This window comes from Algibacter sp. L4_22 (genome assembly GCF_023473045.1).
In the GTDB taxonomy this organism is placed as follows: domain Bacteria; phylum Bacteroidota; class Bacteroidia; order Flavobacteriales; family Flavobacteriaceae; genus Algibacter.
The window spans coordinates 50,366-73,847 of record NZ_JAMCOK010000001.1 but is presented as its reverse complement, the minus strand read 5'-3'; the positions used below and the strand labels follow the sequence as shown (position 1 = coordinate 73,847).

Below are 23,482 nucleotides of genomic sequence, written 5' to 3'. Positions count from 1 at the left end.
AATTAATTAACCATTATATTAACTTTAAAATTAACAGATTATGAAAAAAACGAATCAATTATTCGCTACAATTGTTGTGTTATTATTGTTTTGTGCAACAACTCTCCAAGCACAAGAAAAAAAAGAAGTAAAGTATATTACGGTGACAGAAAGTCACTGGGATATGGACAAGGAGGATTTTAAAATGAGTGAATGGAAAGTTGCCGAAAAAGAGTATCTCGAGAAAGTAACGATGAAGAATGAATATATTATGAGCGCTTCAACATATTTGCATAACCTAACACCAGATAATACAGAGATAGTAAGTTCTTTTAGTTATGCATCTTGGGAAGATATTGAGAAACAAGCCGAACGAAGCATAGAGTTGGAAAAAGAGGCTTGGCCGGATGAAGATGAGCGGAAGGCATTCTTAAAAAATTTAAATTCGTATTATTCCAATGAGCATTCGGACGAAATTTATATGCCGCTTTCTGGTGTTAAGTTTTTAGCGGAAAAACCAACTAAAGATATGGTGGTTTATGCTAGAAAAAGTCATTTTGCATTTCCCGAAAACGGAACAATGGAAGAGTTTCAAAGTTTACGATTAGAAGGAAACAAAGGGATTACTCAAAAGAATGATTATATAAAAGGTTACTCGGCATATGTTCATGCTTGGGGTGCTGACAAAACGGAATATTTAGAAGTATATTTTTTAGATTCATTAAGTGATTTAGAAAATATGTTTGATAGGGATGATGAATTGTTTACGGAGGCTTTTCCGGAGAATGATGAGAATAAGGCTAAAGTAAAAACGTGGAGTTCTTATTTTACTGGTGTCCATGGTGATTACGTGTATACTTTTATCCATGATCTAGCAAAATAAATAACGATAATTGAGTTTAAGGGAGGGCGCACCTTGCGTCCTTTTTGATTTAATAAAAATATTACAGAAACCTAAATTTGTTCAATCTTCGATTTTACTGTACTATTGCAAAATTAAATTTATACTTATGAGCGTTTTACAAACATTACAAGAGCGAAGCAATTCTAGTTGCGAATTATGTACTTCAAAAGAAGACTTAAACCAATATACAATTCCGCCGTCGTTGAACGAAAATGTAGGGAATGATGTTTTAGTTTGTAAAACTTGTTTAGATCAAATTAATGGCGATGTTGATATGGATGCTAACCACTGGCGTTGTTTAAATGATAGTATGTGGAGTGAGCATGTTGCTGTACAAATTATGGCATGGCGTATGTTGCAAAGATTAAGAAATGAAGGTTGGCCAAAAGATTTATTGGATATGATGTATCTTGATGATGATGCTATTGCTTTAGCTAGAGCCACAGGCGAGCATGAAGATGCTGCAAGCAAAATAATTCATCGTGATGTAAACGGTGTTATTTTAGAAGCAGGAGATAATGTGGTTTTAATAAAAGATTTAAAAGTGAAAGGGTCTAGCATGGTTGCCAAACAAGGTACGGCTGTTAGAAATATTAGACTAGATCACGAAAATGCTGAATTTATAGAAGGTAAAGTAGGTCCAACACAAATTGTAATTATTACAAAATATGTAAAGAAAACATAGTTTTTAGAGGGATTTCTATTCAACTTTAAAAACTCTTATAACGGTTAAGTCCTTATTGATAAAACTCAATAAAGCTTTAACCGTTTTTTTATGCAAAAGCATTGGCTTTTAGAGGTTAATTCTATGTTTTATTACTTTTATTCTTGAAAGCAACGCAAGACTATGCTGTTTTAGCATCGTTACTATAATAGGTTTATATAGAGTTGGTTAAAGCTTATTATTTCGAGTTTTAAGAAATTCGACAATTCAAACCTTAAAAACAACACTTCGGAAATTAAAATTTATTGAAATCGGATAATAATCTCAAATTTGAAGTAATAAATTTAATTAACTACAAATGGAAGAAGCGATTAAAATTTTGATATACATTCACGCCTTTTTTGGTGGCGTTGGATTAATTACAGGAATTGGAAGTGTTATTGTTAAAAAAGGAGGTCGTATGCATAAAAAAATGGGTAAACTATTTTCGATTGGCATGCTTGTGAGTTCCTTAATTTCATTGCCTATTTCATGTATGCCTAATCATGAAAACGTATTTTTATTTTTAATCGGGTTATTTACAATATATCTGGTTTTAGCAGGTAATCGCGCATTGACTTTTAAAACGAAAAAGGAAGCGGATAAGAAAGATAAATTACTTTCTGGGGCTATGGTTTTCTTTTCTGCTATTATGGTTTTAAACGGAATTTATGGTCTTATAAATAATTCCTCAATGAGTATTTTATTTCTGTTTTTTGGAGGTTTTGGATTATTAATGAGTATTCAGGATTTTCGATTTTACTTTAACCCTAAAAAACCAAGAAACATGTGGTTACGATTGCATATCGGAAAAATGGTTGGCGCTTTAATCGCATCATTCACAGCTTTTATTGTTGCTGGATTGGGAATTGGAAACCTAATATCTTGGACGCTTCCAACAATTATTGGAACTATTTATATTTTGTATTGGAAACGTAAAATGAATGTGAAAGTTGGTGTTAAGCCTTAAAATCTAGTGATTTAAAAATGAAACCTTGTTCGCTAAAATGTTTTAAAACCTTCGGAAGTGTGTATTGCATGTTTTTAGATGCTTTTACGCTATCATGAAAAACAACGATGCTTCCATTTTTAGTTTTAGAAATAACGTTTTTAAAGCAGGTTTCTTTACTTATTTTATGTTCCCAATCGAAAGATAAAATATCCCACATAATTATCTTATAACCAAGGTTAATAATTTGTTTGCCTTGGTTAGACCTTATTTTGCCATACGGCGGACGAAATAATTTTACGATCTTAGAAGTTGAAGCGTGTTGTTGAGGTTTTTCTTTTTGAATGTTTTGCTCAGCTTGTTCAACGTCAGATAAATAATCTACTGTTGAAGTTTTCCAGCCTTTTGCATGGTTCTGGGTATGATTACCAATAGCATGACCATGTTTTATTATGTCCTTAAAGATTTCGGGGTTTTTTTCAATATTGTTTCCTATGCAGAAAAACGTTGCTTTAGCGTTATATTTTTTTAGGGTATCTAATGTCCAATTTGTAATTTCTAGAGTTGGACCATCATCAAAAGTGAGATAGATTATTTTCTTATTTGTTGCGATGTCCCAAATGTAATTTGGGAACATCTTTTTCACAACAAATGGTGTTTTTACAGGTGTTAAGGTCATGTGCCTTAGTCTATAGGTTCAATAGTATCAGTGCTTACTTCCGCAGGAATATCTTTATTTGCTTTTTTCTCATATTCATCAGAGGTGTCATCACCATAAAAATATTCGAATAATTTTAAATGGTTGTTGAAAACATCACCTTCGCTTTCAGCAAAATCAATGTCATATTTAATTAAAACATCAACTAAACCTTTGTAACGTTGTATATCTGTATAAATATCTTCAAATAAACGTTCTTGTTTGTCTGTTTTTAAACTGCTATAATACACTAAGTTTTCTTGATATTTTTTAGCGACTTCTTTAAATAAACGTTGTGCTTTTTCTTTGTTTCCAACTTCATAATAAGCGCTAATGTAAGGTTCTAAAAGTGTATAATACCCAAAATATTCAACAGGCATATTGTCCATTGCTATATCAGCTATTTCTTCAGCTTTATCAAGTTTATCTTCATTAATTAACTGCTCTACTAACCGTGCTAAGTTGCCACGGTAAGTAATCGAGTTTTTTCTAGTTTCAACATCGTGATAAATATCAGGGCTTCCACTATTTCCCCAATCCCATTTTTTAACTTTTTCGTACATTAAATCGCTGTCTACACGACCCATATCAAAAGGATTAGAGCGATCTACTTCAGTTTTAATAGGTACTAGTTTGTAGCACATACCATCGAGTTGGAGGTAATCTTTCATCCAAATATAATCGTCGTCACCAAAGCTTCCTCCAGTAAAATAGATTGGGCGATTCCATTCATTATTTGCAACAATATCCAGCATTAACAAGCGGTTTTTATAAAGCGCTCCCCCTTTTATTGTAAGATCTATATAGGGTACAATTTTATCTGCATCTTCTGGCTTAACAATACCCGAATTTAAAGCATTTTGTTTATTTACTGGTAAACGTAATGTTTCGGTCGGTAAATAACTTGCTTTTAAATCCTGACTTCTCACTTGCGAAATATCGACACCTTGCTGCTCTAAAACATATTTGTATTTAGTTTTAGGGTTGTCGCTAGCAATAAAATCTAAAAACTGCTTAACTTCAATAGTATCTTTAGTTACAGGTTCTATTACTATATAATCGTTGGTTCCGTATTTGTATAAGTCGTGAGTTAATTGCGAAGGCACAGGGTCACTTTCGTAAGCCTTACGTTTCATTTGGTCTATGTACCAATCTGTTTGAAATAAACTCGTGTTTACCACACGTACATCTGTTCTGTAACCTTCAATTTCTTGAGCGTACCAAAGTGCAAAGGTATCGTTGTCTCCAATAGTAAATAGAATACCATTTTCAGCACAAGAATCTAAATACATTTTTGCCATAGAGTTGGCAGTGTATTTTCCCGAACGATCATGGTCGTCCCAATTGCTCGCCGCCATAATACCTGGAACCAAAATTAAACAAGCCACTGTAATTATTGGAGCGGTTAGATGTTTTGGTAAGTAGTTTTTAAAGAAGTCGTACAATGCATATACACCAAAACCAATCCATAACGCAAATACGTAATAAGAACCAACTACAGAGTAATCACGTTCACGAGGTTCAAACGGGCGTACATTGGTGTAAACTTGTATCGCTATTCCTGTAAATAGGAAAAACACAAGCATAACCCAAAATAGTTTTTTGTCTTTATTGAAAAGGAAAAACAAGCCTATAATTCCTAATATAAGCGGTAGCATGTAATAAGCGTTTCTAGCTTTATTGTTTTTAACATCGCTAGGTAAATTCTCTTGCGGGTAACCTAAATGCCATTCGTCAATAAATTTAATACCAGTAATCCAGTTACCATGATTATCGTATCGACCTTGAATATCATCTTGCCTTCCGGAGAAATTCCACATAAAATAACGCCAGTACATGTAGCCCAATTGGTACTCGAACATGTAAATAACGTTGCTAATAAGAGAAGGCTTTTCAACTTCAATTAAACTTTTTTCCTTTTTCAAGAAGTTGTTATAATCTTCGTAATCAACATTGCCTTGTGCTACTTGATTTTTAAAATCATTTATTTGGCTTTTGTATTTTGTGATTTGATTTAAAGCATATGTCTTGGCTTGCTCTTCGCTTGCTCCTGCATTAATGGCGCTTCTGTAATAAGAATTCTGTGCATCTGGTTTTACTTTAAAATCTAAAAATCCAGAAAACATCATATAGTTTTCGGCATGTTCAGCGCTCCACATTCTTGGAAAAATAGACGCATGCTTGGAGTTGTAGTTTTGTTTGGCGTTTTTCCAATCGTTTACAATAACGTATTCGCCTTTTTCTTTGTCTTTTTCATACTTAGGTTTATCATCTACATACGGATTGTTATCATCTAAATATGCATATTGATCGGTAAACTGAGGGCCATAAAACAAGTGCGTTTCTGGATATTGTTCTAAGTTGTAATAAGCCAGTAATTCTCTTGCACTCGATGGATTGTTTTCATTAATTACCACATTAGCATTAGCACGAATTGGTAACATTAACCAAGTAGAAAAACCAATAATAACAAAGGTTAAGCAAAGAATGGCGGTGTTTAAATGTACAAAGTGCTTTTTTCGAGTGTATTTTAAACCATAAGAAATAAGACCAACAAGCAATAAGCCTGCAATAATAGATCCTGAATTAAAAGGTAAGCCAATAGTGTTCACGAAAAAGATTTCGAAAGCACTAAATATTTTTAAGATGTTTGGAGCCAAAAGTTTAAAAACGAATAATAAAATACCCACCGAAGCAATATTTGCAATGATGAAGTTTTTTATGGTAACGGTTTTGTAATTCTTAAAAAAGTAAACCAACCCTATGGCAGGTATGGTTAGTAAGCCCATAAAGTGAACTCCAAAAGAAAGACCGATAACAAAGGCAATTAAAACAAGCCATCGATTACCTCTTGGGTTATCCATGTCTTGCTCCCAACGTAATCCTAGCCAGAATAAAGCCGACATAATTAGTGTTGCCATGGCGTAAACTTCTGTTTCTACAGCATTAAACCAAAACGAATCGGTAAAAGTAAAGGCTAAACTCCCAACTAAACCACTACCTAATATGGCAATAGCTTGGTTTTTATTAATCTCATTATGAGATCCAACCATTTTTTTTAGTAAAATAGTAATGGTCCAAAACATAAAAAGAATTGTAAAAGCGCTGGAAACAGCACTCATCATATTCATCATCCAACCAATTAGAGCATTATTTCCAAACGTGAAAATAGAGAAAAACGCACCTAACATTTGAAATAGTGGTGCTCCTGGTGGGTGGCCAACTTGTAGTTTGGAAGAGGTTAAAATATATTCGCCTGCATCCCAGAAACTCACTGTTGGCTCAACAGTTAAGCTATAAGTAATAAGTGCTATTAAAAAAGAGAACCATCCTAAAATGGTATTCCATTTTTTAAAGTTAAAATTTGCCATAAAAATCTATACATTAATTGCTTTGGCGAATTTAATAATAAATACTCAATACCTTATGTTTTTAAGGAAACGTTAAGTGTTTGAAAAAAATATTTGAAAAAAAAAATAAAAAAGCTTGCACAAAGCAAAAAAAGTTCTAAATTTGCCGTCTCGAATAAAGAATGGCCCATGGTGTAACTGGCAACACGTCTGTTTTTGGTGCAGAAGAGTCTAGGTTCGAGCCCTAGTGGGCCAACTCTGAAACCAACCCTAATTACGAAAGTAGTTGGGGTTTTTTTTTGCACGTTATTTTGGGGATGAAAAAAATAAAATGGCTCCATAAATTCTATTATGGAGCCATTTTAAAAGGTGATTTTGAATCTTTTAAAAAGAATTATTCGATATACTCTGTTTCCAAAAAGTAATTTACAATAGCCTCTTTCATTAAAACACTTTGTTCACCAGCTTTTAAGTGCGGCAAGGCTTCAAGTGTTTTGTAATGTGGCCAACCGTCTTTATCTACAAACTCTAGTGAGTAATAGCCGTAAGGCATAAGTAGTTTGCAGATAGCAATATGCATTAAATCTAATTTTTGATCTTTTTTAAAAGCACGTTCTAGCTGTCCAAGTTCTTGTACGCCTATAAGGTAAATAATCGCGTCGAGGTCCAAAGTGTCACCGTCAGCAAATTGATCAGATAATTTTTTTACAACCAAGTTCCAGCGTTCCTTTAATTCTTCGTCTCTTGCCATTTTTAGTTTTTAAATTGAAATTTCGTGCAAAGTTAACGAACCTTTTGGTATTTCGGATAACATAGTAGTTCATTTGCCGTTATTGTTTACATAAGCCGTATTAGGGTGTAAGTTCTTTTATTTTATATTTGCATTAAATTATTACTATGGGTGTTATTGATATTGTTTTAGGTGCTTTAATTCTATTTGGGTTGGTTCGTGGTTTTATGAAAGGGCTTTTTGTTGAGGTTGCTTCTTTAGTTGCTTTGGTTGCCGGTGTTTATGGCGCCATACATTTTAGCGATTTTGCGGCCGAGTTTTTGCAAACTAAAACCGATTGGAATGAGAAAACCATTAGCATAACGGCTTTTGCAGTAACTTTTGTAGTTATCATTTTAATTATTTCATTGGCAGGAAAGGCGCTAACCAAATTAGCCGATTTTGCAGCACTTGGTGTTATTAATAAATTAGCTGGTGGTGTTTTTGGTGCCTTAAAAATAGCAGTTATTTTAAGTGTAGTTTTAATAATTTTTGATAGAATGAATAGTACAATTACTTTTATAGATGAAGAAAATATGGACGACTCTGTACTTTATGAGCCTGTAAAATCGTTGGTGCCTATGATTTTTCCAAATATTTTAAGTCTGAAAGAAGATAGCGAAAACGAAGAAACTGAAATTTAGTTTTATTAAATTAGAAAGAAATCGTATCTTAAATAATTGAAATTTACCTAGATAATTGACGTTAATTACTAAAGCAAAAAATCTTTGTTTCTAGTCTTTAGAATAATCTTATCTTTACATCTTGAAGTTGTGTTAAGTTAACAAACTTTATCAACCGAGTTATACTCTTGCTTTTACAGTGTAAATAGCTGTAAAGTAAAGATTCAAAATAAATAGTTATAAACCTTCTTCTGGTAAAACCTCGGTTTTAGCCAGAATCAATATATAAAATATATGGCTTGCGCAAGTTGCTCAACAAAAGACGGCTCTCCTAGTGGCTGCAAAAATAATGGAACCTGTGGTACAGATAGTTGCAATAAATTAACCGTTTTCGATTGGTTAGCAAATATGTCACTTCCAAATGGTGAAAAACCATTTGATTGGGTAGAAGTTCGTTTTAAAAACGGACGAAAAGACTACTACAAAAATACCGAAAATTTAACATTAAGTATTGGTGATATTGTAGGAACTCAAGCGCAATCTGGTCATGATATTGGTATGGTTACCCTTTCGGGAGAATTGGTACGGGTACAAATGAAACGTAAAAATGTTTCGGTAACTCCAGATGAAGTTTTAAAAATTTACAGAAAAGCAAGTCAGAAAGATATTGATATTTGGCAAGCTGCCCGTGATAAAGAAGAACCTATGAAGGTTCGCGCACGCCAGTTTGCAATAGATTTGAAACTCCAAATGAAAATTTCGGATATCGAATTTCAAGGTGATGCTAGTAAAGCCACTTTTTATTATACCGCTGAAGAACGCGTAGATTTCCGTGAACTTATAAAAGTTTTTGCTCGTGAATTTAGAACACGAATAGAAATGAAGCAAGTTGGTTTCCGCCAGGAAGCATCAAGACTTGGTGGTATTGGCTCTTGTGGCCGCGAATTATGTTGCTCTACATGGTTAACAGATTTTAGATCGGTAAGTACATCGGCAGCGCGATACCAACAATTATCTCTTAATCCGCAGAAATTAGCAGGGCAATGTGGTAAATTAAAATGCTGTTTAAATTACGAATTAGATACGTATTTAGATGCTTTAAAAAGTTTTCCAAAAACAGATATTAAACTTAAAACGGGTAAAGGAACTGCGGTTTGTCAAAAAACAGACATTTTCAAAGGCCACATGTGGTATGCTTATGAAGGTGAATGGATGAATTGGCATAAAATTACTACGGAGCAAGCCAATGAAATTATTGAAGCAAATAAAAAGAACGAACCTATTGCTAGCTTAGAAGAATATGCATTAGACGTTTTAGAAGATGTTAAAACAGAGTTCGAAAATGTAGTTGGTCAAGATAGTTTAACACGTTTCGATAGTCCAAAAGGTAATAATAAACGTAAAAATAATAAAAGGAAACCAAACCAGAGCGGGAATCAGAATTCTAATAAGAAACCGAATCCTAATCAGAAAAAAAGGAATCCTAATCAAAAGAGACAGAACCCTAATCAGAAGAATCAGAATTCTAATCAAAGTGGTGAAGGAACTCAAAAAGCAGCTCCAAAAAGGACTCCTAAGAAGAGGGCTACTGGTGCTGGTGGTGATAATCCAAAAAATACGGCTAAACCTAACAGTAACCCTAATCAGAATAACCGAAACCGGAATAATAAAAGAAAACCAAAACCGCAAAATAATAACAATGCTACCGAATAATAGCTTCTTGTTTTTTTTAATAATGGCATGTGTATTTACATCATGCGATTCTAATCGTGTTTTCGATGAATATCAATCTGTTCCAAATACTTGGAATAAGGAGAATGTGATTAGTTTTAATGTAAAACCAACCGATTCTGTTACGCCCTATAATCTATTTGTAAATCTTAGAAATACAAATGCTTATAAATTTAACAACATATTTTTAATTGTTGAAATGGTAAACCCGAATGGGAAAATTCAAAAAGACACATTGGAATATAAAATGGCCGAACCTAGCGGGAAACTATTAGGTACAGGTTATACAGATGTAAAAGAAAATAAACTTTGGTATAAAGAAGGTTTTGTTTTTAATGAAGCTGGCGATTATAAGGTGAAAATACAACAAGCTATGCGCGAACGCGGAAAAGTGAACGGTGTTGTAAACCTAGAAGGTATAACCGATGTTGGCTTTAGAATAGAAAACCCTACAATACAATAAACCCTAAAATTTAAAACTTAAATCTCTCATAGTTTAAGGATCTTAAAACATGGCAAAAGCAAAAAAAGAAACAAATACAGTTCAGGATTTTACAAAATACGTTCGATGGTTTTGGTTGATATTCTTAGGAGGAATTTTCTCCATTGTTTTAGTGTTTTTATTAGCATCATGGGGTGTTTTTGGCGAAATGCCAGATCACACAGTGTTAGAAAACCCTAAAACAAATTTAGCAACCGAAATTATTTCTTCAGATGGACAAACACTGGGGAAATTCTATTTTAATGATAACAGAACACCTGTTGGTTATAATGAGTTACCACAATATTTGGTGAACGCTTTAATAGCAACCGAAGATGCACGTTTTAAAGATCACTCTGGTATTGATGCCAAAGGAACTTTACGTGCAATATTGACGCTTGGTAGCGGTGGAGGAGCAAGTACTATTTCTCAACAATTGGCAAAGCAGTTATTTCATGGTGAAGGTTCAAAAAATATTATAGAGCGTGTTTTGCAAAAAGTAAAAGAATGGATTATTGCTATTCGTTTAGAACGTCAATATACCAAAGAAGAGATTATTGCGCAATACTTCAATATTTACGATTTTTTAAATAATGCCGACGGTATTCGTAGTGCTTCGCGTATTTATTTTGGAAAAGAGCCAATGGAATTAGATTTAAAAGAATCTGCTATGCTAGTCGGGATGTTTAAAAATTCATCTTTATTCAATCCAAGAAAAAGAATCGAACTTACAAAAACACGTAGAAATGTGGTGTTGGCTCAAATGGAGAAATACGATTTTATATCGGAAGCAGTAAAAGATTCACTTCAAAAAACAGATTTAGATTTAAATTATTCTCCAGAGTCTCATCGTGAAGGTATAGCAACTTATTTTAGAGGTTATTTAGATGGTTTTATGAAAGACTGGATTAAAGATAACCCAAAACCAGATGGTACAAAATATAATTTGTATAACGACGGATTAAAAATTTATACTACTATCGATTCGCGTATGCAAAAACATGCCGAAGATGCTGTGCAAGAACATATGCCTAGATTGCAAGCTGAGTTTTTTAATCAAAATACACCAAAACATAACCCAACGGCTCCATTTTTAGATCTTGATAAAAATCAAATCACCTCTTTGTTAAGACGTGGTATGAAACAATCTGAACGTTGGAGACATCTTAAATACGACTTAAAAAAAACGGATAAGGAAATAGAGGCTTCTTTCTCAAAACCAGCAGAAATGTCTGTTTTTGCTTGGAAAAACGGTAAAGCATCAGAAATAGATACCATTATGAAACCTATGGATTCTATGCGTTATTATAAATCTTTTTTACGAACAGGTATGATGTCTATGGATCCATTAACAGGCCATGTTAAAGCATGGGTTGGAGGTATAAATTATCGTCATTTTCAATACGATATGGTAAATCAAGGTAAGCGTCAAGTAGGTTCTACCTTTAAGCCTTTTGTATATTCAGCAGCTATGGATCAGTTACATTTGTCGCCTTGCGATGAATTGCCAGATACTCCATTCTGTATAGAAGCTAATAAATATGGGAATCCAGAAGCTTGGTGTCCTAAAAACTCTGGTGGTGAGTATGGTGGAACACGTACTTTAAAAAATGCTTTAGCAAACTCAGTAAATACTATTACAGCTCAATTAATTGATAAAGTCGGTCCGCAAACGGTTATCGATTTAGTGCGAAAACTAGGTGTAGAATCTGATATTCCTGCAGTGCCATCCATAGCATTAGGAACGGCAGATGTTAGTGTTTACGAAATGGTTGGTGCTTATTCTACATTTGCAAATCAAGGTGTTTATACCAAACCGGTAATGGTTACTACAATTGCCGATAAAAACGGAACTATTTTATATCAATTTAAGCCTGAAACTAGAGATGTTTTAAGTGCCGAAACTGCTTATGTTACGGTTAAACTAATGGAGGGTGTTACGCAGTCGGGGTCTGGTGGACGTTTAAGAGGGAAAGGAAGAGATTCTTACAGATCCGATTATAGAAAAGTTATTACAGGATATCCATACGAATTTACAAACCCAATTGCTGGTAAAACCGGTACAACGCAAAACCAAAGTGATGGTTGGTTTATGGGGATGGTACCAAATTTAGTAACAGGTGTTTGGGTTGGAGCTGAAGATAGATCAGTACATTTCCCTGGTATTACTTATGGGCAGGGTGCGGCTATGGCATTACCTATTTGGGGTGTTTATATGAAGAGCTGTTATGAGGATAAACATTTAAATATTTCGAAAACAGATTTTAAAAGACCTAAAAACTTATCTATAAATGTAGATTGTTCTAAAGTTGAAGAGACAGGTGGTACAGATGGTGATCAACAAGATACCGATACGCCTCATGATTTAGATTTTTAGATAGAAAATTTTGTTCTGAATATCATTTCAGAATAGAGACTTAAATATAAAACCATTCTGAAAAGAGTGGTTTTTTTGTTTTTTACAAAGATTTTATTAGGCTTAAATTATTTTTAGATTAGTACTTTGTAATAAAATCTCTTTAATTTTTAGTATTCTTTTGAATTATTCGTAAATTTAAGCAGCTTTAAATGATGTTTTTATAAAATCATGAAGCTTAATTCTAAAACGGATTCATAATGATAAATAAAAAAGTAGCCAATGTTGATACGGGTCTAAAGGGTGTGAAGGATAATATGACTTTTATGCTTGGTGGATTTGGACTTAGCGGTATACCCGAAAATGCCATAACTAAATTGGTTAACCTTGGCGTTAAGGGTTTAACTTGTATTTCTAATAATGCGGGTGTTGATAATTTTGGTTTAGGCTTACTCCTTCAGAAAAGGCAAATTAAAAAAATGATATCCTCTTATGTTGGAGAAAATGATGAGTTTGAACGCCAAATGCTTTCTGGAGAACTCGATGTTGAACTTATTCCGCAAGGTACATTAGCTGAAAGATGTCGTGCTGCCCAAGCGGGATTCCCTGCTATTTACACACCTGCAGGTTATGGAACCGAAGTAGCCGAAGGTAAAGAAACGAGAGAATTCGATGGTAAAATGTATGTGTTAGAGAATGCGTTTAAAGCCGATTTTGCTTTTGTTAAGGCCTGGAAAGGCGATGCCGCTGGTAATTTGATTTTTAAAGGAACAGCTCGAAATTTTAATCCGGTAATGTGTGGTGCTGCTAAAATTACTGTTGCTGAGGTTGAAGAGTTGGTGCCGCTAGGGGAGTTAGATCCTAATCAAATCCATATTCCTGGTATTTTTGTACAGCGTATTTTTCAGGGTGAACATTATGAGAAACGTATCGAGCACCGCACGGTAAGACAGCGTACTTAGAAGGTTCTTGATTTTTGTAAACAAGAATTTCAAATAAAGAAGTATCCAAATTAAAAATGTTTTCGCTTTCGCGGAAATGATAAAGACACAAAGCATGTTAGATAAAATAGGTATAGCAAAGCGTATAGCGAAAGAGGTTCAAGATGGTTATTACGTTAATTTAGGAATTGGTATTCCTACTTTGGTAGCAAATTATGTTCGAGATGATATTGAAGTGGAGTTCCAAAGTGAAAACGGTGTTTTAGGCATGGGGCCTTTCCCTTTTGAAGGTGAAGAAGATGCTGATGTTATTAATGCTGGAAAACAGACGATAACGACGTTACCTGGTGCTAGTTTTTTCGATTCTGCTTTAAGCTTCTCTATGATTCGCGGGCAACATGTTGATTTAACTATTTTAGGAGCCATGGAAGTATCTGAAGATGGGGATATAGCAAATTGGAAAATACCAGGACGCATGGTTAAAGGTATGGGAGGTGCTATGGATTTAGTAGCGAGTGCCGAAAATATTATTGTGGCTATGATGCACACAAATAAGAACGGAGAGTCTAAACTCTTAAAAAAATGTGCTTTACCATTAACTGGTGTTGGTTGTGTAAAAAAAATTATAACGAATCTCGCTGTAATTGAAATCACTGAAAAAGGTTTTAAACTTTTAGAGCGTGCGCCTGGAGTTTCTGTAGATGAAATAAAAAACGCAACAGAGGGGACATTAATCGTTGAAGGTGATATTCCAGAAATGCAATTTTAATACGTGTGATTATATGGTTTAGGGCAATAAACAAATTTAAATGTTAAAATTTATTGTATTTTATCGATAATATATGTTTTTTAACTGATTAAATGAAATAAAATAATATATTTACAGTGTACAAAGAAATAAAGTTTAACTATAGATTTCCCCAAATCTACCATAACCTAACCCCTATGAATTTTGCACCAAATCTACCTGAACAATCTACAATTAAAACGAGTAAATTTCAAGAATCCGTTCAAGGAAACTTACAGTTTTTAAAAAGCCTACTTTATTTAACCAAGAAAATTTTCATGCTATAGCCTCCCCAAGTTATAGCGTGAATTTATTTTGGTGATATATTAAATTCCTTTTGGAATAGCTTCTATTAGTTTTTTAGTATAATCCTTTTTCGGCGATTTGTAAATAATATCTGCATCGTCTAATTCCTCAATTTGTCCTTTATTCATTACTAGTAATTGGTCACTCATATATTTTACAACGGCTAAATCGTGTGAAATAAATATATAAGTAAAGCCAAAATCTTCTTTTAATTCATTTAGTAAATTTAAAACTTGCGCTTGCACCGAAATATCTAGTGCAGAAACAGATTCATCACATACAATTAACTTAGGTTGCAATGCAATAGTACGTGCAATACCAATACGTTGTCTTTGTCCACCAGAAAACTCGTGAGGATAACGATTAAAATAATCTTCAGATAAACCAACGCGGTTTAAAATATCAATTACTTTTTCTTTTCTTTCTTTAGTAGAGCTGAATAGTCCGTGAACTTTCATTGGTTCCATAATGGCTTCTCCAACCGGAATTCTTGGGTTTAAAGATGAATACGGGTCTTGAAAAATAATTTGAATTTCTTTTCTTAGTTTTCGTGTTTCTGCTTTATTTAATTTTGTAATATCTGTACCTTTATATATTATTTGGCCAGCAGTTGCTTTATCTAATTGAAGAATGGCGTTACCAAGTGTCGATTTTCCACAGCCAGATTCACCTACTAAACCTAAAGTTTCACCTTCATATAATTTAAAACTCACATTATTTACAGCTTTGAACGAGGTTGCTTTTTTAAAAAAGCCACCACTAGAGAAGTATTCTTTTTCAACGTTTATAACTTCTAGTATTGGAGGTTTGCTATAGATTTTTTTGTGGTTTTGTTTTCGATCTTCATCGGTTACAATCTCGGTAGATATGGTATCTTCCAAAAAATCTTTAATAGTTGGCAAGGTCTTTAATCTGGTATCAAGCGAGGGTCTAGAATTAATGAGTGCCTTGGTGTAATTATGCTGCGGGTTTTTAAAAATGGTTTCCACAAGGCCTTCTTCAACTAAATTACCTCTAAACATAACTAATACATGATTGGCAATTTCAGAAATTAAAGCCAAATCGTGAGTAATGAAAATAATACTCATTTTGGTTTCGGCTTGCAGCTCTTTAAGTAATTTTATAATATCTTTTTGAACGGTAACATCGAGTGCCGTTGTAGGTTCGTCGGCAATTAAAACGTCTGGTTTACACGCAATAGCCATGGCAATCATAACACGCTGTTTCTGGCCTCCAGATATTTCGTGCGGATATTTTGTATAGGTACGCTTAACGTCTGGAAGCTTGACCTTTTCGAATAAGGAAATTGTTTCGTTTTCGGCTTCTTTTTTCGATAAATTGGTATGCTGTAGAAGAATTTCTTGTACTTGCTTTCCGCAAGTCATAGATGGATTTAAAGAACTCATAGGTTCCTGGAAAATCATGGCAATTTTTTTTCCTCTAATACTTTTAAATGCTTTAGAAGAAAGCTTGGTTAAATCTTCTTCATTATATATAATACTTCCGGAAGTAATTTTAGAAATCTTCTTCGGGAGTAAGCCTAAAATTGCTAAAGAGGATACGGATTTCCCTGAACCCGATTCGCCTACAATACCTAAAATTTCATTTTCTTTTAGGTTGAAAGATATATTATGGATTACCTCATTGCCATTAAATGCAATCGATAAATCGTTAACGCTAAGAATATTTTTCTTCATTTAAATATGAATAATTTCGTCGTTTTTTAAAATGGCATCACCTCGTAAGCGTAAAAATATTTGAGCCACGGCAATGGTGTCTTTCTCACAATAGGTAACAATCCTGTCAATTTCATTTTCTTCGTAAAATACACGATAGACCTCGCTGCCATCAATATCATCTTTTGGTGAAGGAATTCCTAATACGCTAGTTAATAACTTTAACGACGTGTAGGTTTTGTAATCACCAAACTTCCAAAGCTCAAGTGTGTCGAGATGTGGTACTTCCCATGGTTTTTTACCGAAAAGGTTTAATTTTTCTGGCAATTCAATATCATTTATAATCATTCGTCTTGCGATGAATGGAAAATCGAATTCCTTACCATTATGACCGCAAAGTAAGTGTTTTGCTTGGTTAAAATGAGTGTTTAATAAATTTTTAAAATCTACTAGAATCTTAGTCTCATCACCAAAAAAAGAAGTGGTTCTAAAGGTTCGTAAATTATCCGAAATTTTAAAATACCCTACCGAAATGCAAACTATTTTGCCAAACTCGGCCCAAATTCCGGCATGATCGTAAAACTCTTCAGCAGTTTCATCGTCCTTACGTTGGTATTTAGACTTGTGCTCCCAAAGGACTTGTTTCGTTTCATCTAAATCTGAAAAATATTGAGTTTCCGGAACGGTTTCAATATCTAAAAATAAAATGTTTTCTAAGTTGAGTTTTCTTATCATTTTTCTAGCATTTTATAAGCCTCTGTAATGTAAACCGAAATATCGTCGGTAAAAAAGGCACCTACACTATTTGAGTTACCTTTAGAATGTCCTAAGCGGACTATAATTACGTTGTCTTCAGGTTCTACAATAACATATTGCCCCAAATGACCACGCATCATAAAAAAATGTTTTCCGTTTAGTTCTCTCATCCACCAACCATATCCGTATTCGGGACTTGCTTTAAAACGTGGTGTAATAGATTTTGCAACAAAAGCAGAATCTAAAATTTGTTTACCATGCCATTTTCCGTGGTCTTTATATAATTTTCCAAAACGTGCAAAATCTTTAGCATTACTGGCTATACAGCAATAAGCTTTTACTAAATCGTGAGTATCACTATCTACTTGCCAAAGACTTTGGTTCTCACTACCTAAGGGCTTCCAAAAGCTTTCGGTTAAATAATCATAAAGTTTTTTACCTGTAGCTTTTTCAATAACCATCGCTAACATTTGGGTGTCTCCACTTGCATATTTAAAAGCTTTTCCAGGTTCTGCAACTACTTTTAAGCTATTAGCAACTTTTGCTAAGTCATCATCAAAATAAGCACGTGTTGTAATAGATAAAGGCGAGTAGTATTTCTCGTCCCAATTGGTTCCCGATGCCATACTAGATAAGTCACCTACTTTTAAATTAGCGGCTAAACCGTCGCAAAATTCTGGAAGAAAATCGCAAACTGGTTGATTTAGACTTTTAATATAACCTTGCTCAATAGCTTTACCCATAAGGCCCGACACGTAACTTTTTGCCATAGAAAAGGAGTTGGTTTGGGAGTTTTCATTAAAACCATCGTAGTAATTTTCGAACCAAATGCTATCGTTTTTTATAATAACATACGCGATGGTTCCGTTGGCCGCATTAATTTTATTTAATATTTCAGTTTCTTTTACGGTATTGTAGTTTTTGTGATTTGGCCAAGGTTCTGGTGTTCCGTTTTCAATAACTCTATTGTCAAATTGGTTGGTATCTTCAATATATGCCGTAGTATGGCCTTTTAAATATACAGTTCTAACGGCTTTTATTAGATAATCGGTATCTGTGATGTAGAGTGTTAGAATAAGCAAGCCTAATATTATGGCAAGCCATTTAATAAATTTCTTAAGGAATTTCATTTATTTAGTTTAATGTAGAAACTAAAGATAATAAAATTCTATACTAATAAAAAAGAGGGTAGAGTTTAAGAGGGTGAATTTTCTTTTTGTTTCCGTTTTTCTTTGTAGAATAATTTATCGGCAACGTAAATAGTTTTTGAGAGTTCCGCAATAATAACGCCATTTTTATCTACAATATTTGGTGTTTTTACTAAATTAAATTCACCGTTTTTTAAAACCTTATTTTTGATAAGAAGGATGTCCTCTTCGGAAAAAATAAATTCCGTAAAAACTGTTTCTTTGGCTGGTCTTTTAAAATTTATAGAAGCGTTTTTATCCCAAACTACATAGTTTTCGCCTAAAATATTCATAAGCTGAATCATGTAAATGGGATCGGTTGCCGAAAATAAACTACCACCAAAAATAGTCCCGACATAGTTTCTATTTTTAATACTTAAAGGGATTTTGATTTTAACATACATTAAATCTTCCGAAACAGTAACAAGCCTACCCGTGGAACGCCTGTACATAGGAGACCAGTTAAACCCATATTTATAAATTTGAGCATCTGTAAAAAAACGTTTTGCAATCTTTGTTATCGTTCTATACATCCTAAAAAAGCGATTGTTGTTTGTATGGGTTTTCGTGATTTATTAGCCATTGTTTGCGGTGTAATCCACCGGCATAACCAGTTAAACTGCCATTACTACCAATAACACGATGGCAAGGCACAATGATCCAAAGCGGATTTTTCCCGTTTGCGTTCGCAACTGCTCTGATGGCTTTTACATCACCAAGTTTTTTTGAAAGCTCTAAATAAGATGTTGTTTTTCCATGTGGAATTTGTTCCAGTGTATCCCATACTCGTTGTTGAAAATCGGTACCTTGGGCATTTAGTTTTAAGTTGAATTGTGTGCGAGAACCTTCAAAATACTCTCGGAGTTGCATCACACAATCTTCTAATTCTACGGGGATAATATCGGTTTCTTTTTCTTCGGAATTTAAAACTGTAACTTGAGAAATACCATCTATATCACCACTAATTTTAGTGAATCCTAAAGGCGATTTGATGATACAGGTTTCCATTATTTTTCAGTATTGGGTTCATCAAAAATACCAAGTTTTTTAGCTCGTGATTCCCAACTTTTTCTAGCCATATGCTGCAAATCTGAAACACTATCACTTTCGTCCATAATTTCTAAACCTAAAAGTGTTTCTATCACATCTTCCATAGTTACTAGACCGCTAACAGATCCATACTCGTCAACCACTAACGCCATGTGGTTTCTCGTTTCAACAAGTTGTTCAAATAGTTTTGGTATTGGTAAATTTCTATCTACAATAATAATATCTCGTTGAAGTTCTGATAGTTTTTTAGTACCATTCCCTAAAGCCATTTCTTTAAAAACTTCATCTTTTAAAACTAAACCAGTAATATTATCTGGATTATCAGAAAAAATTGGAATTCTAGAAAAACGTAAATTTAAGTTTCTATTAAAAAAATCTTCAACCGTTGTATTTTCATTTTCGGCTTGCATAACCGTTCTTGGCGTCATTACGTTTTTAGCAAACACCTCTCTAAAGGTTAGTAAGTTTTTTATTATTTTACTTTCGTTTTCTTGAAAAACGCCTTCTTCATGTGCCATATCTGCCATAACTAAAAAGCCTTCACGACTTAAAACACTACCATGACCTTTACCGCCAATAAGTTTAGTTGTAAGTTGAAGTGTCCATAAAATTCCAGTCCATTTTAATGGGAAAATTAAAACAACTAAAGCTTTAGATGTAAAATTAGCCAATTGTTTCCAGTACATGGCACCAATTGTTTTCGGGATAATTTCCGAAGCCACTAAAATAAGCAACGTCATAATTGCCGAAACGACACCAACGGTATTTATACCCCAAAACTCTATTTTGTACGGTAAGCTTTCTGCTTGAATACCCACCATCATAGCACCTAAAGTGTGTGCAATAGTGTTTAATGTTAAAATTGCAATTAGAGGTTTATCTACATCTTTCTTTAAAGTTTCTAACGTTAAAGCGTAATCTTTGCCTTCTTGCTTTTTAACATTTATAAAGGTTGGTGTTACACTCAGTAAAACGGCTTCGAGTATAGAACATAAAAAAGAAAAGAAAACGGATATGGTTGCCCAGAAAATTAATGCGCTCATTAATGATGATTTAATTAACCGCTAATTTACAAAATCAAACAACACCATGTTTGTAAGAATTTGTTTTATATTAATACTCATATCTCTAGCGAGGAAATAGCTATTGGTATTATCCATGAAACTACTTTAAAATTTAGAGATTATACTTGTTTTAAAGTTTATCTACAGAAGATACCTAGATACCTAGATGGATAGTAGAGGAAAATAATTTTGCTTAATAGTTTTTATTCTTTAGAAGGAAAAGGGTTTTAGAGGATATTTAGAACTAAAGGCATTTATTACAGCATTAGGTTTTGCTTCTAAAACAGTAGTGAGTTATAAAACGATTTGGAAAGTTCCCGATTTACGCTCGGTTGTATATTCGGTTTCAAATGTACAACCGACGAATATGGGAAAGTAAAAGCAGAGTTTTACAATGCCGATAATATTGGTGATATGTTTGTTATAGTTGAAGTTATAACAAAAAACGGTAAAAAGGAGTGTGTTGAAATCCAATTTACCGTCGATAAAAAAATCTATTTGTTAATTTATATCTAGGAAAACCCCTCCCGAAAATGACGGGTTAGCATAAATTAAACGGCCGCTTACGGCGTTCGAAAAACTTAAAGAAACCCCTAGTTTTTCGGTTAAATAATAAGCTGTTTCTAACCCTAAACTAACATATTCTATATTGTTTGCAAAAATACTTCCTTGTGAATTTTGAGCACTTAAAGAGCCGTTTTTAAAAGATTTTAAGACATCAGCTTTACCAATAAACCATAATTTTTTGTTGAATGTATTTACTCCAATTTCTAAACCGGTTCTAAATTCATCTGAAAAATTATTAGTTCTGTTATTAAACCCTACATATGTTTTAGCGTAAGCAGGTAGATTTCCCAGATTAAAAGACATTCCAAGAGCAGTACGTATAAGTTGATTAAATTCGCCATCTCCGGTTTGAAAACTACCATTACTTCCTCCAGCATTTTCTCCTGTAGGTAGCCCTAAAATTAGACTGGTAGACCATGCGTAGTTTTTTCCTTGAAGAATACTGTATTTAACTCCTAAATCAATATCTCCTATGCTGTTAATGGCTTGGCCTTCTGAAAGGGTTTGCCCGGTTGTTCCCGATATAACATCATTCTCAAAACTTCTGGCAAAGAAAGGAAGGTAAGCAATAACATCTAGTTTATCTGAAAGCCCATATTCTCCATATAGATTAACACTAAACTGACCTCTAGTCGTGTTAGGGTCTGTTTCTCCTGTATCGGTATAATGCGAGTCTGCTTCTAAGTACCACGCTGATAATTTATAATAACCATTTCCTTTTTTTTGTGTCCATTGTGCAAAAGCGTTGGTCGAGAAAAAACAGATTACTGCAACAAGGGTTAGAATTTTTTTTAACGTCATAATATCTTTATTAATGTGCTCTTAATTGTTTATTTTTCCTTCTCCAACTTTAACTCCGAAAGGTTTGCACCAGTATAGAATATAAGTGTAGTTGTTAATATTGGTATTGCTAACGGTGTAGGTATGAGCGCCATTGAATACGGTTACTGCACCAAGTTCTAGAGCACCATTAATAGAGTTAGGGTTGTTGCTTAGGTATACGTATAAACCAGGAAGACTTGTGGTAGCCGTGTAATTATCGGCTATAGAAATTAGAATATTATTTGTGTTTTCTATCTCGGTTATGGTAAAATCGCCCTCTAATCTATAACTGCTTGTGGTTGTTATAGTCCCACTTTTATTAGCAGGAGGCGTTTCTATTTCGGTAGGCTCTAAAGTTACTATAATTGATAGAGATGTTTCAGTAATAATAGAAGAGCCGTCTTCTATTTGAGCCGTTATTATAGTAGTTCCTTCAGTAAGAGCCGATAATAAACCTGAAGTATCAATACTTGCTACAGCTTCGTTACTACTGGACCAGACTACTGTAGTAGAGTTGTCTATTTCACCAATATTATTAAAAAAAGAGGTGTTGAACTGGTAACTTTCAGAAACAACGATGTTTTCAATAGGGTTTAAAATTCGTAGTTCTTCAGAAATTTCATCTTGCCTAATGTCTTCACCAATGCAGCTAGAAACTATGGTTGAAGTAATTAAAATAAAAATAAAGATTACCTTTTTCATAAATAAAATGTTTCGCATGTAGTCGTATCTTTTTTTAGAAGATTACTTGAGTATGCGAAAAAAATAAATATGAAAAAGGTAAAACGTCTTAACCGTTTAATATTTTCACCACATCTTTAGCAAAGTAACTTGCTATAATATCGGCACCAGCACGTTTAAAAGCCATGGTGGTTTCCATCATAACTTGGTCGTGATTTAACCAGCCTTTTTCAGCGGCAGCTTTTATCATAGCATATTCGCCAGAAACTTGATATACTGCTACTGGAACATCTACTTCATTTTTAATATCTCTTAAAATATCAAGGTAAGATAAGCCCGGTTTTACCATAACAATATCCGATCCTTCATCAATATCCATTAGTGTTTCGCGTATAGCTTCTATTCTATTTCCGCAATCCATTTGGTAGGTTTTTTTATCTTTTGGTACATCAACCAAATCAACAGGAGCCGAGTCTAGAGCATCACGAAAAGGCCCGTAAAAAGCCGATGCGTATTTTGCTGAATAACTCATAATTCCCGTATTTTTAAAGCCTTCGTTTTCTAATACTTGACGAATTTGTAAGGTTCTGCCATCATTCATATCACTCGGCGCTACAAAATCGGCGCCTGCTTGTGCATGTGTTAAAGCCATTTGCGATAATACAGCAGCAGACTCATCGTTTATAATCATACCATTTTGTACAATACCATCATGTCCAAAAGAAGAATAAGGATCTAGTGCAACATCCGTCATCACTAACATATCCGGACAAACGTTTTTTATCGTTTTAATGGCGCGTTGCATTAATCCGTTTGGGTTTAAAGCTTCAGTGCCTTTATTATCTTTTAAGTTATCTGGCACTTTTACAAAAAGTAAAACCGATTTTAGTCCAAGGCTCCAAAGTTCTTTTATTTCACCTTCTAATAAATCTAAGCTATACCTAAAATAGTTTGGCATCGATGCTATTTCATCTTTAATACCTTTCCCTTCAACCACAAAAAGTGGTACTAAAAAGTCGTTTGGAGTTATTACAGTTTCACGAACTAAGCTACGAATAGCTTCATTAGTTCTCAATCTTCTATTTCTTCGTAATGGATACATA

At 33.7% G+C, this 23,482-nt stretch carries 21 protein-coding genes and 1 tRNA gene; 10 read left to right on the top strand and 12 right to left on the bottom strand.

Features of this window, described 5'->3' with window-relative positions; translation table 11 throughout:
• The first annotated feature begins 40 nt into the window (after nt 1-40).
• From M4I23_RS00310 to M4I23_RS00300, 3 genes are all read left to right on the top strand, one after another.
• The gene (locus M4I23_RS00310) at nt 41-862 is read left to right on the top strand and encodes a hypothetical protein (protein WP_249753061.1); all 822 of its coding nucleotides are present in this window, start codon (nt 41-43) and stop codon (nt 860-862) included.
• Between the two features lie 127 nt (nt 863-989).
• Entirely contained in the window at nt 990-1,568 is a 579-nt protein-coding gene (locus tag M4I23_RS00305; protein WP_158845676.1) for an alkylphosphonate utilization protein, read from the top strand.
• 358 nt (nt 1,569-1,926) lie between these two features.
• The gene (locus tag M4I23_RS00300; RefSeq protein WP_249753060.1) at nt 1,927-2,556 is read left to right on the top strand and encodes a hypothetical protein; all 630 of its coding nucleotides are present in this window, start codon (nt 1,927-1,929) and stop codon (nt 2,554-2,556) included.
• Here the strand turns inward: M4I23_RS00300 and M4I23_RS00295 are convergent.
• Both M4I23_RS00295 and M4I23_RS00290 read right to left on the bottom strand, forming a co-directional pair.
• Nucleotides 2,546-3,214: a polysaccharide deacetylase family protein gene (locus tag M4I23_RS00295; RefSeq protein WP_249753059.1), complete on the bottom strand. Its 669-nt coding sequence runs from the start codon at nt 3,212-3,214 to the stop codon at nt 2,546-2,548. The genes M4I23_RS00300 and M4I23_RS00295 overlap by 11 nt on opposite strands.
• A gap of 5 nt (nt 3,215-3,219) precedes the next feature.
• Entirely contained in the window at nt 3,220-6,603 is a 3,384-nt protein-coding gene (locus M4I23_RS00290; RefSeq protein ID WP_249753058.1) for a DUF2723 domain-containing protein, read from the bottom strand.
• A 162-nt stretch (nt 6,604-6,765) separates the two neighbouring features.
• On the opposite strand from M4I23_RS00290, the gene M4I23_RS00285 reads away from it, so the two are divergent.
• Nucleotides 6,766-6,838 (top strand) — tRNA-Gln (locus tag M4I23_RS00285).
• A 138-nt stretch (nt 6,839-6,976) separates the two neighbouring features.
• On the opposite strand, the gene M4I23_RS00280 is transcribed toward M4I23_RS00285, so the two are convergent.
• Nucleotides 6,977-7,333, bottom strand: coding sequence for a hypothetical protein (locus tag M4I23_RS00280; RefSeq protein WP_158845666.1), 357 nt, complete (start codon nt 7,331-7,333; stop codon nt 6,977-6,979).
• Nucleotides 7,334-7,479: 146 nt separating this feature from the next.
• On the opposite strand from M4I23_RS00280, the gene M4I23_RS00275 reads away from it, so the two are divergent.
• The 6 genes from M4I23_RS00275 (at nt 7,480) to M4I23_RS00250 (ending at nt 14,252) form a co-directional block, all read left to right on the top strand.
• Nucleotides 7,480-7,995 carry a CvpA family protein gene (locus tag M4I23_RS00275; protein ID WP_158845663.1) on the top strand — a complete coding sequence of 172 codons (516 nt, stop codon included), beginning with the start codon at nt 7,480-7,482 and terminating at the stop codon, nt 7,993-7,995.
• A gap of 273 nt (nt 7,996-8,268) precedes the next feature.
• The gene (locus M4I23_RS00270; RefSeq protein ID WP_158845660.1) at nt 8,269-9,687 is read left to right on the top strand and encodes a regulatory iron-sulfur-containing complex subunit RicT; all 1,419 of its coding nucleotides are present in this window, start codon (nt 8,269-8,271) and stop codon (nt 9,685-9,687) included.
• A complete protein-coding gene (locus M4I23_RS00265) occupies nt 9,674-10,168 on the top strand; it encodes a gliding motility lipoprotein GldH (RefSeq protein WP_158845657.1) in 495 nt (164 codons plus the stop codon). Before M4I23_RS00270 ends, M4I23_RS00265 begins: the two co-directional genes overlap by 14 nt.
• Nucleotides 10,169-10,217: 49 nt before the next feature.
• Nucleotides 10,218-12,563 (top strand): transglycosylase domain-containing protein, encoded by a 2,346-nt coding sequence (locus M4I23_RS00260; protein WP_249753057.1) that lies wholly within the window; start codon nt 10,218-10,220, stop codon nt 12,561-12,563.
• Between the two features lie 239 nt (nt 12,564-12,802).
• Complete coding sequence (locus tag M4I23_RS00255; protein WP_249753056.1) at nt 12,803-13,504, top strand: CoA transferase subunit A; 702 nt, start codon at nt 12,803-12,805, stop codon at nt 13,502-13,504.
• Nucleotides 13,505-13,598: 94 nt separating this feature from the next.
• Complete coding sequence (locus M4I23_RS00250; RefSeq protein ID WP_249753055.1) at nt 13,599-14,252, top strand: 3-oxoacid CoA-transferase subunit B; 654 nt, start codon at nt 13,599-13,601, stop codon at nt 14,250-14,252.
• Nucleotides 14,253-14,596: 344 nt separating this feature from the next.
• Here the strand turns inward: M4I23_RS00250 and M4I23_RS00245 are convergent, their stop codons facing one another.
• From M4I23_RS00245 to hemB, 9 genes are all read right to left on the bottom strand, one after another.
• Nucleotides 14,597-16,273 carry an ABC transporter ATP-binding protein gene (locus tag M4I23_RS00245; RefSeq protein ID WP_249753054.1) on the bottom strand — a complete coding sequence of 559 codons (1,677 nt, stop codon included), beginning with the start codon at nt 16,271-16,273 and terminating at the stop codon, nt 14,597-14,599.
• Nucleotides 16,274-16,987, bottom strand: coding sequence for a 3'-5' exonuclease (locus M4I23_RS00240; protein ID WP_249753053.1), 714 nt, complete (start codon nt 16,985-16,987; stop codon nt 16,274-16,276). It lies immediately after the preceding gene.
• Nucleotides 16,984-18,138 carry a serine hydrolase gene (locus tag M4I23_RS00235; protein WP_249753052.1) on the bottom strand — a complete coding sequence of 385 codons (1,155 nt, stop codon included), beginning with the start codon at nt 18,136-18,138 and terminating at the stop codon, nt 16,984-16,986. The genes M4I23_RS00240 and M4I23_RS00235 overlap by 4 nt, the downstream gene beginning before the upstream one ends.
• Nucleotides 18,139-18,203: 65 nt before the next feature.
• A complete protein-coding gene (locus M4I23_RS00230; RefSeq protein WP_249753051.1) occupies nt 18,204-18,728 on the bottom strand; it encodes a DUF4442 domain-containing protein in 525 nt (174 codons plus the stop codon).
• Nucleotide 18,729: 1 nt separating this feature from the next.
• The gene (locus M4I23_RS00225; RefSeq protein WP_249753050.1) at nt 18,730-19,203 is read right to left on the bottom strand and encodes a methylated-DNA--[protein]-cysteine S-methyltransferase; all 474 of its coding nucleotides are present in this window, start codon (nt 19,201-19,203) and stop codon (nt 18,730-18,732) included.
• Nucleotides 19,203-20,288, bottom strand: a complete 1,086-nt coding sequence (locus M4I23_RS00220) for a CNNM domain-containing protein (RefSeq protein ID WP_249753049.1) — start codon at nt 20,286-20,288, stop codon at nt 19,203-19,205. The genes M4I23_RS00225 and M4I23_RS00220 overlap by 1 nt, the downstream gene beginning before the upstream one ends.
• A 522-nt stretch (nt 20,289-20,810) precedes the next feature.
• Complete coding sequence (locus tag M4I23_RS00215) at nt 20,811-21,677, bottom strand: hypothetical protein (RefSeq protein ID WP_249753048.1); 867 nt, start codon at nt 21,675-21,677, stop codon at nt 20,811-20,813.
• Nucleotides 21,678-21,698: 21 nt separating this feature from the next.
• Nucleotides 21,699-22,400, bottom strand: a complete 702-nt coding sequence (locus M4I23_RS00210) for an Ig-like domain-containing protein (RefSeq protein ID WP_249753047.1) — start codon at nt 22,398-22,400, stop codon at nt 21,699-21,701.
• 88 nt (nt 22,401-22,488) lie between these two features.
• Nucleotides 22,489-23,481 carry a porphobilinogen synthase gene (gene hemB / locus M4I23_RS00205; RefSeq protein WP_249753046.1) on the bottom strand — a complete coding sequence of 331 codons (993 nt, stop codon included), beginning with the start codon at nt 23,479-23,481 and terminating at the stop codon, nt 22,489-22,491.
• Between the last annotated feature and the right edge of the window lies 1 nt (nt 23,482).

Coding starts and splice junctions, on each gene's coding strand:
- M4I23_RS00275 (WP_158845663.1), top strand. CDS start 7,480: ATGGGTGTTATTGATATTGTTTTAGGTGCTTTAATTCTATTTGGGTTG.
- M4I23_RS00305 (WP_158845676.1), top strand. CDS start 990: ATGAGCGTTTTACAAACATTACAAGAGCGAAGCAATTCTAGTTGCGAA.
- M4I23_RS00230 (WP_249753051.1), bottom strand. CDS start 18,728: ATGTATAGAACGATAACAAAGATTGCAAAACGTTTTTTTACAGATGCT.
- M4I23_RS00220 (WP_249753049.1), bottom strand. CDS start 20,288: ATGAGCGCATTAATTTTCTGGGCAACCATATCCGTTTTCTTTTCTTTT.
- M4I23_RS00250 (WP_249753055.1), top strand. CDS start 13,599: ATGTTAGATAAAATAGGTATAGCAAAGCGTATAGCGAAAGAGGTTCAA.
- M4I23_RS00295 (WP_249753059.1), bottom strand. CDS start 3,214: ATGACCTTAACACCTGTAAAAACACCATTTGTTGTGAAAAAGATGTTC.
- M4I23_RS00255 (WP_249753056.1), top strand. CDS start 12,803: ATGATAAATAAAAAAGTAGCCAATGTTGATACGGGTCTAAAGGGTGTG.
- M4I23_RS00290 (WP_249753058.1), bottom strand. CDS start 6,603: ATGGCAAATTTTAACTTTAAAAAATGGAATACCATTTTAGGATGGTTC.
- hemB (WP_249753046.1), bottom strand. CDS start 23,481: ATGTATCCATTACGAAGAAATAGAAGATTGAGAACTAATGAAGCTATT.
- M4I23_RS00280 (WP_158845666.1), bottom strand. CDS start 7,333: ATGGCAAGAGACGAAGAATTAAAGGAACGCTGGAACTTGGTTGTAAAA.
- M4I23_RS00215 (WP_249753048.1), bottom strand. CDS start 21,677: ATGACGTTAAAAAAAATTCTAACCCTTGTTGCAGTAATCTGTTTTTTC.
- M4I23_RS00270 (WP_158845660.1), top strand. CDS start 8,269: ATGGCTTGCGCAAGTTGCTCAACAAAAGACGGCTCTCCTAGTGGCTGC.
- M4I23_RS00210 (WP_249753047.1), bottom strand. CDS start 22,400: ATGAAAAAGGTAATCTTTATTTTTATTTTAATTACTTCAACCATAGTT.
- M4I23_RS00310 (WP_249753061.1), top strand. CDS start 41: ATGAAAAAAACGAATCAATTATTCGCTACAATTGTTGTGTTATTATTG.
- M4I23_RS00235 (WP_249753052.1), bottom strand. CDS start 18,138: ATGAAATTCCTTAAGAAATTTATTAAATGGCTTGCCATAATATTAGGC.
- M4I23_RS00240 (WP_249753053.1), bottom strand. CDS start 16,987: ATGATAAGAAAACTCAACTTAGAAAACATTTTATTTTTAGATATTGAA.
- M4I23_RS00245 (WP_249753054.1), bottom strand. CDS start 16,273: ATGAAGAAAAATATTCTTAGCGTTAACGATTTATCGATTGCATTTAAT.
- M4I23_RS00225 (WP_249753050.1), bottom strand. CDS start 19,203: ATGGAAACCTGTATCATCAAATCGCCTTTAGGATTCACTAAAATTAGT.
- M4I23_RS00265 (WP_158845657.1), top strand. CDS start 9,674: ATGCTACCGAATAATAGCTTCTTGTTTTTTTTAATAATGGCATGTGTA.
- M4I23_RS00260 (WP_249753057.1), top strand. CDS start 10,218: ATGGCAAAAGCAAAAAAAGAAACAAATACAGTTCAGGATTTTACAAAA.